This window comes from Aeromonas sp. FDAARGOS 1404 (assembly GCF_019047085.1).
GTDB classification, from domain to species: Bacteria; Pseudomonadota; Gammaproteobacteria; order Enterobacterales; family Aeromonadaceae; genus Aeromonas; species Aeromonas veronii.
Genome location: NZ_CP077237.1, coordinates 832,921 through 843,818, shown reverse-complemented (window position 1 = coordinate 843,818; position 10,898 = coordinate 832,921). Strand labels below are relative to the sequence as shown.

10 protein-coding genes and 1 other RNA gene are annotated in these 10,898 nt (G+C 59.4%); 6 read left to right on the top strand and 5 right to left on the bottom strand.

The window, feature by feature from the left end:
• Positions 1-238 precede the first annotated feature (238 nt).
• Both ssrA and smpB read right to left on the bottom strand, forming a co-directional pair.
• Positions 239-598: a transfer-messenger RNA gene (gene ssrA, locus I6L34_RS03725) on the bottom strand.
• 166 nt (positions 599-764) lie between these two features.
• Entirely contained in the window at positions 765-1,253 is a 489-nt protein-coding gene (gene smpB / locus I6L34_RS03720; protein ID WP_005334498.1) for an SsrA-binding protein SmpB, read from the bottom strand.
• 169 nt (positions 1,254-1,422) lie between these two features.
• Between smpB and I6L34_RS03715 the strand changes: the two genes are divergently transcribed.
• The gene (locus tag I6L34_RS03715) at positions 1,423-1,857 is read left to right on the top strand and encodes an SRPBCC family protein (protein ID WP_005334496.1); all 435 of its coding nucleotides are present in this window, start codon (positions 1,423-1,425) and stop codon (positions 1,855-1,857) included.
• Entirely contained in the window at positions 1,850-2,197 is a 348-nt protein-coding gene (locus I6L34_RS03710) for an RnfH family protein (RefSeq protein ID WP_005353535.1), read from the top strand. The genes I6L34_RS03715 and I6L34_RS03710 overlap by 8 nt, the downstream gene beginning before the upstream one ends.
• A gap of 81 nt (positions 2,198-2,278) precedes the next feature.
• Here the strand turns inward: I6L34_RS03710 and I6L34_RS03705 are convergent, their stop codons facing one another.
• Together I6L34_RS03705 and fadE are read right to left on the bottom strand one after the other, a co-directional pair.
• Positions 2,279-3,553 carry an amidohydrolase gene (locus I6L34_RS03705; protein ID WP_108588368.1) on the bottom strand — a complete coding sequence of 425 codons (1,275 nt, stop codon included), beginning with the start codon at positions 3,551-3,553 and terminating at the stop codon, positions 2,279-2,281.
• A 179-nt stretch (positions 3,554-3,732) separates the two neighbouring features.
• Positions 3,733-6,189, bottom strand: a complete 2,457-nt coding sequence (gene fadE, locus I6L34_RS03700) for an acyl-CoA dehydrogenase FadE (RefSeq protein WP_216955691.1) — start codon at positions 6,187-6,189, stop codon at positions 3,733-3,735.
• Positions 6,190-6,444: 255 nt separating this feature from the next.
• On the opposite strand from fadE, the gene lpcA reads away from it, so the two are divergent.
• From lpcA to I6L34_RS03685, 3 genes are all read left to right on the top strand, one after another.
• On the top strand, positions 6,445-7,023 hold the full coding sequence (gene lpcA / locus I6L34_RS03695) for a D-sedoheptulose 7-phosphate isomerase (protein WP_005334485.1): 579 nt from the start codon (positions 6,445-6,447) through the stop codon (positions 7,021-7,023).
• Positions 7,024-7,187: 164 nt separating this feature from the next.
• Positions 7,188-7,997, top strand: a complete 810-nt coding sequence (locus I6L34_RS03690) for a class II glutamine amidotransferase (protein ID WP_194495833.1) — start codon at positions 7,188-7,190, stop codon at positions 7,995-7,997.
• 291 nt (positions 7,998-8,288) lie between these two features.
• Positions 8,289-8,624 carry an Hpt domain-containing protein gene (locus tag I6L34_RS03685; protein ID WP_194495832.1) on the top strand — a complete coding sequence of 112 codons (336 nt, stop codon included), beginning with the start codon at positions 8,289-8,291 and terminating at the stop codon, positions 8,622-8,624.
• A 42-nt stretch (positions 8,625-8,666) separates the two neighbouring features.
• On the opposite strand, the gene yvcK is transcribed toward I6L34_RS03685, so the two are convergent.
• Complete coding sequence (gene yvcK, locus I6L34_RS03680; RefSeq protein WP_005334480.1) at positions 8,667-9,581, bottom strand: uridine diphosphate-N-acetylglucosamine-binding protein YvcK; 915 nt, start codon at positions 9,579-9,581, stop codon at positions 8,667-8,669.
• Positions 9,582-9,694: 113 nt separating this feature from the next.
• On the opposite strand from yvcK, the gene I6L34_RS03675 reads away from it, so the two are divergent.
• Positions 9,695-10,879 carry an FIST signal transduction protein gene (locus I6L34_RS03675; protein WP_216955687.1) on the top strand — a complete coding sequence of 395 codons (1,185 nt, stop codon included), beginning with the start codon at positions 9,695-9,697 and terminating at the stop codon, positions 10,877-10,879.
• The last annotated feature ends 19 nt before the right edge of the window (positions 10,880-10,898 follow it).

Here is a 10,898-nt window from a genome sequence, read left to right as displayed (position 1 = left end):
CAACATCAATTTACTCAATATTGGGCCACGACATGCCACTGTGCGGCTGTGAGTACGGCTAGTACCGGGATGGCAACCTGATGATAAAGCCTGCGCGGTGATGCGCCTGATTTTTTTGCCAAAGGTTAGTTCAAGGGGGATATTGGAAAAAAATCCAACCAGTTTGATATCGGTAAACAACATGGACATGGACAAATAAAAAGGGCCACCTCTTTCGAGGTGGCCCTTTCCAAACGTTTGGTGGAGCTGGGGGGATTTGAACCCCCGTCCAAAATTACTACATCCTTGGCACTACATGCTTAGTCACTCTTTACATTCGCCAACCCGCTGCGGAGAGACACGCCACGAATTGACTAGCTCGATTGGTTTTAATGCTTCCGCCCCGAGCAGGACTTCCACACGATCCTGTGAAGGATGACCTTCCGATTCCCTAGGACACAGGCAAGCTAGGGTAGAAGGGCTCTATGCAGGTTATTAAGCTGCTAGTGCGTAGTTTTCGTCGTTTGCGACTATTTTTTTGCGGTTTATTAACGAGGCCTACCGCACCTCGGCATGCACCTTGGGTTTCGTGAATCTTGTCGAATCCAGAATCAGCCCCAAGTTGTTAATTGCGATTGTACGCAAAAATGCTGTCATAGCAAGGCGTTGATACCCATTCCCTCTGGCAACCAGTCTGTTTGCCGATTTATTGTACGCAGCTGAGCTTGAAGGGCCAGCTGCGCCGGGGGAAGGTGAACCGGCGTCCTGATCCTGCCAGTCGCAGGTTAGCCGCGATGCTTGTTCTTCATGATGCGGGCTTTTTCCCGATCCCATTCGCGGGCCTTGGTATCTTCGCGCTTGTCGTGCTCTTTCTTGCCCTTAACCAGGCCGATCTCGACCTTGACCCAGCACTGTTTCCAGTAGAGGGCGAGGGGAACTATGGTGTAGCCCTGACGGGCGATCAGGCTTTCGAGCTTGTCGAGTTCACGACGGCTCAGCAGCAGTTTGCGGGTGCGGGTCGGGTCACATACCACATGGCTGGAGGCCGCTTGCAGTGGCAGGAAGCTGGAGCCGAACAGATAGGCCTCGCCATCGCGGAAGATGACATAGGCTTCGCTGATGTTGGCCTTGCCCGCCCGCAGGGATTTGACTTCCCACCCTTGCAGGGACAGACCCGCTTCGATCTTCTCTTCGATGAAGTATTCGTGGCGCGCGGTTCTGTTGAGTGCAATGGTGCTGGACCCGGCTTTGTTTTTACTGTTTTTTTTGCTCATGACGGGCGATTTCCGGCAATGACTAGGAGGCTCGTATTATACGTAGGCAGGGGCGGCTGTAAAACGCGCAGCAGGTCAAGTGGTGGCTTTCTGAGCGGTTTGGCTGAGGTTTTACCTCCACAACCCCAAACATGGTGATAAAATCGCGCTGATTGGATGAGGAAAAGCCATGCCCCGAATTACGCGCAGTGCCCTGGTGATGTTCAGTGCAGAACAGATGTTCAAGTTGGTTAACGATGTGGATGCCTATCCGCAGTTTTTGCCCGGCTGTGTCGGCAGCCGTGTCCACGAGGCTGGCGATGACTACATGATGGCGTCGGTCGATGTGGCCAAGGCGGGGATTGCCAAGACCTTTACTACCCGCAATCAGCTGGATGTGAACCGTCAGATCAGGATGGAGCTGGTGGATGGCCCGTTCCGCAAGCTGGCGGGCTGGTGGACCTTTACCCCGCTCGATGTGGATGCCTGCAAGGTGGAGTTTGATCTCGATTTCGAGTTTACCTCCAAGCTTATCGAGGTGGCATTTGGTCAGGTGTTCCGCGATCTGGTGAGCTCCATGGTCTCCGCCTTCTCCAACCGGGCGAAGGAGGTCTACGGTGTCTGACCAGCTCAACATCGAGGTTGTCTATGCCTTGCCGCAGCAGCAGACGGTGATTGCCCTGCGGGTGGCGCCCGAGACCTGCGTGCTGGCAGCCATCGAGCAGTCCGGCATCGTACAAAAACACCCCGAGATCGATCTGGCGGTCAACAAGTTCGGTATCTACAGCCGCCCGGTGAAAGGGAGCGAGCCGCTGCACGACGGCGATCGTATCGAGATCTACCGCCCGCTCATCGCCGATCCCCGCGAGATGCGCAAAAAGCGGGCCGAGAAGGCCAAAGAGGAGGGGAGAGCCGATAGCGTGACCGGTGGTCGCCCCGATGTGCATCGCAAGCACCGCGAGTAGTGCTCAGGTTTTTCTTGCAGAAAAAAGGCGCCTAGGCGCCTTTTTTTGATCCCGTTAGCCGGTGAGCTTGCCGAGGGGATATCAAGAGAGGGCTGCTTCTGCCACACCCAGTCGTGCACGGGCCCAGGCGGCCAGTAGCTCTACCCCGCTTTGCATCACCCGCTCATCGAAATCGAATTCGTTGTGATGGTGCGGCGCCGCCAGATCGGCCCCCAGGATGAGGTAAGCCGCTTCGCCCCCCTGCTTTTGCACCCGCTCCATCAGAAAACCGGCATCTTCGCTGGCGCCAAAGCGGCGAGTCTGGATGGTGGCGAGTCCCTGCTTGCGGGCCAGCGCCGCCAGCTCGGCCTGCAGTGCCGGGCTGTTGTCGAGGGCAATGGCCTCACCCTGCTTGATGATGCGATAGGTGACACCGTGGGCGAGGGCAGTCCCTTCGACGATGCGCTGTACCTGACTGAACATGTAGTCGTTGAGCGTGCTATCGGCGCCGCGGGTTTCACCGCGCAGCTCTGCATGATCGGGGATGACGTTGCGGCCGCTGCCAGCGTGAAGCTGGCCGACGTTGATGCGGGTCATGCCATCGCGGTGGCGGGGAATGCCGAGCATGGCGGTGGTGGCCATGCAGGCGGCGGCCAGCGCATTGCTGCCGGCATTGGGCTCGAGCCCGGCGTGAGCAGCGGTGCCCATAAAGTGGACGTCGAACTTGGTGGAGCAGAGAAACTCGGTGGGGTTGATCACCAGCTCGCCGCTGCCAGCGTGAATACCGATATGGAGCGAAAGCAGGGCATCCACGTCATCGAGTGCGCCACCGGCTGCCAGCGCCTTGCCACCGCGGCACCCCTCTTCGGCGGGTTGGAAGAAGAGCTTGATGCGACCGCACAACTGCTCTTTCATCGCCATCAACTGGCTGGCTAGCCCCATACCGATGGCGGTGTGGCCATCGTGGGCACAGGCGTGCATCCACCCCTTGTTGTGGGAGGCAAAACCCTCTTGCTGCGGCTGGTGCTGTTCGGCGTCGGACTCTTCCACTTCCACCGCATCGATGTCGAAGCGAAAGGCCAGGGTCGGGCCGGGACGGCCGGTATCCAGCTCCCCCATCAGCCCGGTGACATCGCCAATCCGCTCCAGCCAGTCGGGATGGGCCCCCTGACGGCGGGCGCGAGCCTTCTCGGCCGCCACATCCACATCACGGCCCATCATCAGATTGCTGGCCAGCAGTTTGTCGCCGAGCACGATGCGATAACCGAGCTCGCTCAGGTGGTGGGCAATCAGGCTGGTGGTGCGAAACTCTTTCCAGGCCGCTTCCGGCAGGCGGTGCAGGTCGCGGCGCCACAGGATCAGGTGCTCAAGGGTCATCTTGGCTTCCTTGGTGATTCGATTTGTCGGCTATTGTGCCTTTTTTCCCGGCTGACCACACGGGGGCTGCAGCTGGTCGGGGGAGCTGTGAGTGCAAGTGGTGGCTGTTCGGGCCGTGAATAGTGGTGAGCGCCCATAAAAAACGCCTCCACAAGGGAGGCGTTGTCGATAGCTGGTTATCAGGCCGCGTGATGGTAAGCGGAGGCTTCAAACAGCTTCTTGTTGGCCACCAGATCGATGGGGTCAAAATCATCGACGTTGATGGTGCGCAGGCGACTTACCTCGGCGCGGCGCAGCAGCTCGGCTTCGCTCTGGGTCAGTACACCAGCGGCCAGGCCGATGTCGGCCACCTTGTCCAGCGCCATGAAGGGACGCTTGATACCATCGCTCTTGCAGACTTTCTCGAACAGCGGCTCGGCGGCCAGTACGTCATCGAGCGCCTGCTCCAGCAGACCGAACGGGTTGCCCTCTTCGCGGGTCAGATACTGGCCCTTGGCCAGGCGGCTGCGGGTCTCGCTCGGGGTTTGCAGCAGACGGGCCACTTGCTGGTCCAGCTTGTCGCACGGACGGTTCAGGTCACGGCCCAGCGGCAGCACCACGGCACGCAGGGCAAGGCCAATCCAGCGGTTCGGGAAGTTGCGCAGCAGCTCGTCGATCGCCTCTTGAGCCTTGAACATGGCATCTTGCAGTGCCCAGTGCAGCAGCGGCAGATCGGCCTGCTGGCGTCCCTCGTCCTGATAGCGCTTGAGGGCGCTGGAGGCCAGATAGAGCTGGCTCAGCACGTCGCCAAGACGGGCGGAGACCCGCTCCTTGCGCTTGAGCTCGCCACCCAGGGTGCCCATCGCCATGTCTGACAGGAACGCCAGGTTGGCCGAGAGGCGGAAGAGCTGCTGGTAGTAGCCCTTGGTCTGATCCTTGTACGGTGCCGCGGCAAAGCGGGCGCCGGTGATACCGAGCCAGAAGCTGCGTACCAGGTTGCTGATGGCAAAGCCGACGTGGCTGAATACCGCCTTGTCAAAATCCTTCAGCGCCTGCTCCTTGTCGGGGTGGCTGGCGGCCAGCATCTCCGGCAGTACATACGGGTGGCAGCGGATAGCGCCCTGACCGTAGATGATCATGCTGCGGGTCAGGATGTTGGCCCCTTCCACCGTAACGGCGATGGGGGCACCCTGATAGCCACGGGCCAGATAGTTGTTGGGGCCCATGCAGATGGCCTTGCCGCCGTGGATGTCCATGGCATCGATGATGCACTTCTGGGCACGGTCGGTGAGGTGGTATTTGACGATGGCGGAGATGACCGAGGGCTTCTCGCCAAGGTCGATGCCGGTCACGGTCAGGTTGGCTGCGGCGCCCATGATGTAGGCGTTGCCGCCGATGCGGGCCAGCGGCTCTTCAATCCCTTCCATCTTGCCGATGGGCAGTTTGAACTGGCGACGGATGCGGCTATATGCGCCGCTTGCCAGGGCCAGCATCTTGACGCCGCCAGTGCTGTTGGAGGGCAAGGTGATGCCGCGACCGACCGACAGACACTCGACCAGCATGCGCCAGCCCTGACCGGCCATGGCCGGGCCACCGATGATGAAATCGAGCGGGACGAACACATCCTTGCCCTGGGTCGGACCGTTCTGGAACGGCACGTTGAGCGGGAAGTGGCGACGGCCAATGCCGACACCCTTGATGTGAGTGGGGATCAGCGCGCAGGTGATGCCGAGCTCTTCCTCTTCGCCCAGCAGGTGTTCCGGATCACGCAGTTTGAAGGCGAGACCCAGCACGGTAGCAATAGGGGCGAGCGTGATGTAGCGCTTGTTCCAGGTGAGGCGCATACCGAGCACCTCTTTTCCTTCCCACTCGCCCTTGCAGACGATACCGAAGTCGGGGATGGAGCCGGCATCAGAACCCGCTTCCGGGCTGGTCAGGGCGAAGCAGGGGATCTCTTTACCTACCGCCAGACGGGGCAGGTAGTAATCCTTCTGCTCGTCGGTACCATAGTGTTGCAGCAGTTCGCCCGGGCCCAGCGAGTTGGGCACGCCAACGGTGGAGGCGAGCACGGCGCTGGCACCGCACAGCTTTTGCAGGACACAGGACTGGGCGTAGGCAGAGAACTCCAGACCGCCATATTTCTTCTTGATGATCATGGCGAAGAACTTGTTGTCCTTCAGGTATTGCCACACCTCGGGGGAGAGGTCCGCGCGCTCGTGGGTCACTTCCCAGTCGCTCACCATGCGGCACACTTCCTCGACCGGGCCATCCATAAAGGCCTGCTCTTCGGCAGAGAGGGCGCTGACCGGAATGGCGTGCAGCTTTTTCCAGTCCGGGTTGCCCGCGAACAGATCGGCTTCCCACCAAGTGGTGCCCGCTTCAATCGCCTCTTTCTCGGTGCGGGACATCTCCGGCATGATCGATTTGTAGATCTTGAACAGCGGCTTGGTTATTTGATTGCGGCGAAATTCCACCAGATTGAGCGGGATGGCGATCACCGCGAACAGCGCCCATACCAGCAAGGGCACATGACCATAGATGGCGCCAAGCACCAGGGCGGCGCCGGTGACCAGGGTGGAGATGAACAGGGATGCCCGGCGATAGGCCAGGGCTCCGATAACCAGGATCACCCCGAGCAGAGTGAGGGTCGTCGTCATTGCTTGCTCCTTGCGTGGTTAGGTTGCCAACGTGGCGTAACTGATCCAGAGGTCTGACCTGTTGGATATGGCCCCTGTTGTAATTCATACGCACAAAGTTATCAAGCTGTTTACATCTTCATTACCTTCTCTCTGTGATCCCCATAACGCTCACGCGCCGCCAGCGCTGTGGCTCGCAGGGGGGCGACTGTGCGATTCGCTTGTGCGAGAATAGCCGCGATCTACACGCACACTAAAAACAGTGGAAGAGACATCATGTACCAAGAATTGATCCGCAATGAACTGACCGAAGCTGCCAGCGTGCTGCAGGCCTTCCTGGCTGATGAGCAGAACCTGAAAAACATCGAAGCGGCCGCCAAACTGCTGGCTGACTCTTTCAAGGAAGAGGGCAAGGTGCTCTCTTGTGGCAACGGTGGCTCCCACTGTGATGCCATGCACTTTGCCGAAGAGCTGACCGGTCGTTACCGCGAGAACCGCCCGGGTTATGCCGGTATCGCCATCTCCGATCCGAGCCACCTCTCCTGCGTCTCCAACGACTTTGGCTATGACTATGTCTTCTCCCGCTACGTAGAAGCGGTCGGCCGCCGTGGCGACGTGCTGCTTGGCATCTCCACCAGCGGCAACTCCGGCAATATCCTGAAAGCCATCGAGGCTGCCCGCGCCAAAGGCATGAAAGTGATCGCCCTGACCGGCAAGGATGGCGGCAAGATGGCGGGTCTGGCGGATGTCGAGATCCGCGTGCCGCACTTTGGCTATGCCGACCGTATTCAGGAAGTGCACATCAAGGTGATCCACATCCTGATCCAGCTGGTCGAAAAAGAGATGGCCAAGTAATCAGGCCATCGTCACCAGACAAGGGCAACGCCGGTAGCATGGTTCGCCATCGGCCGGTTGTTGCCAGTCACAGGGGAAGGGATTGCGCCTTCCCTTGCTGTCTGTCGAACCAGCGTGCTGGTCGAACATGACACAAGCCAAATCATGAAAGGAGTCTGCCGGATATGTGCGAACTGCTCGGCATGAGTGCCAATGTGCCGACCGATATCTGCTTCAGCTTTACCGGGTTGATGCTGCGCGGCGGCAAGACCGGGCCCCACAAGGATGGCTGGGGGATCACCTTCTACGAGGGGAAGGGCTTTCGCACCTTCAAGGATCCCGAGCCCAGCGCCCAATCTCCCATCGCCAGACTGGTACAGGCGCTGCCCATCAAGAGCTGCGCTGTGGTCAGCCACATTCGGCAGGCCAACCGTGGCTGCGTGTCACTGGAAAATACCCACCCCTTTACCCGTGAGCTGTGGGGCCGTTACTGGACCTTCGCCCACAACGGTCAACTCACCGGCTACAAGAAGCTGCCCACCGGCCGCCACCGGCCGGTGGGGGATACCGACAGCGAGCACGCCTTCTGCTGGCTGCTCGACAGGCTGGAGCAAAAATATCCCAAGCGTCCGGCCAACTTTCCTGCCATGTTTCGCTATCTCGCCACCCTGTGTGACGAGCTCAGAGCGTTCGGAGTGTTCAACATGCTGCTCTCGGACGGGGAGTATGTGATGAGCTACTGCAGCAACAACCTGCACTGGCTGACTCGCTGTGCGCCCTTTGGCGAGGCGAGCCTGCTGGATGAGGAGGTGGTGATCGACTTTCAAAGGGAGACCACCCCCAACGATGTGGTCACCCTGATCACCACCCGTCCGCTGACCGGCAATGAGAATTGGGTCAAAATGGCGCCCGGCGAATTCAATCTGTTTCGCATGGGGGAGCGGGTGGCGACCAACCAGGTCGTGCTTGAGCAAGATAAAAAAATACCAGGGTAGATACCTACCCTGGTTCTTCGCAGCAGCCATAAAAGGCAAAAGGGATGAGAGGTGTTGCTGAGCATCATCACTCTGACGGCATTGAGTGTTGATCAATTGTTAATTTGTGGCAATCAAGTTGTTGTCTTGACGTGCATTTCAGCATCGCTATTTCGATACTGATCACATTTTTTGCCACTTTATTCCCTGAGCCATCCAATCGGGTGCTTCATCACTGCCTGGCCGTGAGCCACGACATCGAAAACTATCTATAGTATGGTCTGTTTGAATACCGTTCAGGAGGAGCCTCGCATGGAGTGGGTGGATCGCAAGGTGTTGCAGCAGCTGGCAGAGGATATCGGTCCGGATATGCTGCCCGTGGTCATCGCAGTCTTTATTGAAGAGGTGGGCGAGCAGCTGAGTCAGCTCAGACCCCTCTATGAGCAGGGGGAGTGGGAGGCGTTGGCTCGGGTAGCGCACAGCATGAAATCATCCTGTGGCAGCTATGGCGCCATGCCGAGTTATCAGCAGGTGATGGCGCTGGAGATGGCCAGCAAGCAGGCGGATGTGGCCGAGGCAGAGCGCCAGTTGCAACTGCTGGAGGCCTCCTTGCCCCGGGTGCTGGCGTTTCTTGCCGATTATCAGTAACGGCGGCGCTATGCAGGGATGCCGGAGCGCCGTGACCGTTGCCTAACGCTGGTTGAGCAGTTGCTGGATGATCCGGTCCAGCGCCAGTTTCAGCTTCAACCGATCGTGCCGATGGGGCAGCTCAAGCTCGCCCAGCTCGGCTTCGATCACTCGCCCTTGCCAGTCCCCCGCATCACCCGCGCCTTGTGGGGCCAGGATGGCATCCAGCCGACCCTGACCGACCCGGGATTCCAGCCAGCGACACTGACTCATCAGATCCAGCTGACTGGCAGGGCCGTTTTCCGCCACCAGATTGCAGACGAAAACCAGCATGGCGCTGCTCTCGTTGATGGCCTGGGCGATCTCGGCCAGCAGCAGTGGTGGCATGATGGAAGTGAGAAAACTGCCCGGCCCCAGAATGATCATGTCCGCCTGCTGCAATGCCAGCACAGCTTCCCGGGTCGCTTGCACCTCCGGCATCAGGCCGAGGGAGAGGGGAGGGGTTGCCAGTTGATCGATGGATACCTCTCCCAGGATCTGGGTGCCACACTCCATATGGGCGCAGAGATCGGTGGGAAATTCAGACATGGGTAGCAATTGTGACTCGATTTTGAGCATGTCACTGATCAGCTTGATAGCATCAAGAGGACGGACACAGAGATTATCGAGCGCCAGCAGCATCAGGTTGCCAAGGTTGTGGCCCGCCAGCTCGCCTTTGCCGGCGAAGCGGTACTCGAACAACAGGCTGCCGATGCTGGGATCGGTCACCAGCTGGTTCAGGCAGTTGCGCAGATCGCCCCAGGCGATGCACTCCTGACTCTTGCGCAGGCGTCCGGTCGAGCCGCCATCATCTGTGGTGGTGACGATGCCGGTGAGCCGTTGACCGAGAAACGAGAGGGACGAAAGCACTCGTCCCATGCCGTGGCCACCACCGATGGCAACGACCCGATCGAAGTCATTGATGTTTTTTTGCCACATATGGGCGTCCTGTCATTGGTCTCAGTTGACCGCTATGTTAGCAAGCGAAGCGAGATAATTGTTTGATAAAGGTATGATTTTTGCTTGAGGCTGCCATTCGATAAAACAAGGAGATGGTGTTGAAATTTCTGACCGTTCACTCCCTCGCCCAGAATTCATCGCTGGCGGCCCAAGATATCTGCGCGCAGCTGCGCCACCATGCCGATCAGGCCCCCTCCCTGCTGTTACTCTATTTTACCCAAGCCCATGAGGGGGCGATACTGCGCGACGCGCTCAAACGCCAGTTCCCGACGACCCGACTGCTTGGGTGCAGCTCTTGCGGTGGAGTCATGACCGAGATGGGACACCACACCCGAGACGGATATGGGCTGGCCGTTGCTGCTCTGTACGATGAGAAAGGGGCATTCGGGGTAGCCGGTGCCAGCGGTGACGGGGTGGATGTGCGGCAGTTGCTGCGCCGAGCCATGAGCGACTGTGGTCGACCGGGCGAGCTGCCCCAGTTGATCCTGTTTCACGCCAGTCCCGGCAAGGAGGAGGGGCTGCTGGCCGGTATCGAGGCCGAACTCGGTGCCTCGGTGCCGGTGGTCGGTGGATCCGCGGCAGATAGCAGTGTCAGCGGTGACTGGCAGCTCTGCTGGGATGAGGCGGTGAGTCAGGATGGCATCGGTCTGGCGGTGCTCTATCCCGATTGCCAGCTGGCTTTTCAGTTTCACTCCGGTTATGTGCCTGCCGAATTCAGCGGCGAGATCACCACCTGCAACGGGCGGGAGGTACTCACCATCGATCATCAGCCTGCCGCCGAGGTCTATGCCCGCTGGTGCGGGCGCGAGCAGCCCTGGCCGGTGGGGGCGATTTTGCGGGAGACCACGCTCACCCCGCTGGCTCGTCAGGTGGGAGCGCTGGATGGCATTCCTTACTACAAACTTTCCCATCCTGAAGCTGTGACCGAACAGGGCGGGTTGCGGCTCTTTACCGATGTGGTGCAAGGGGAGCGTCTGCTGTTGATGTACAGCAGTCAGGAAGGGTTGTTGCAGCGCAGCCTCAATGCCATGCGCGTCGAGCCAGGGTATGGGGTCGATGTGGAATTGCAGCCTATCGGCGCTCTCATCATCTTTTGTGCTGGTTGCCGTTTGGCGCTAGGTGATATGTTGTGCCAATTTGTCGAGCAGAGCCAGGCTCGTCTCGGCAAGATCCCCTTTATCACCCCCTTTACCTTCGGCGAGCAGGGGCGGCTGCCCAATGGCGAGCTGGCTCACGGCAACCTGATGGTATCGAGCGTGATTTTCCTGACCCGTTGAGTCGGCAGAACATAACAGA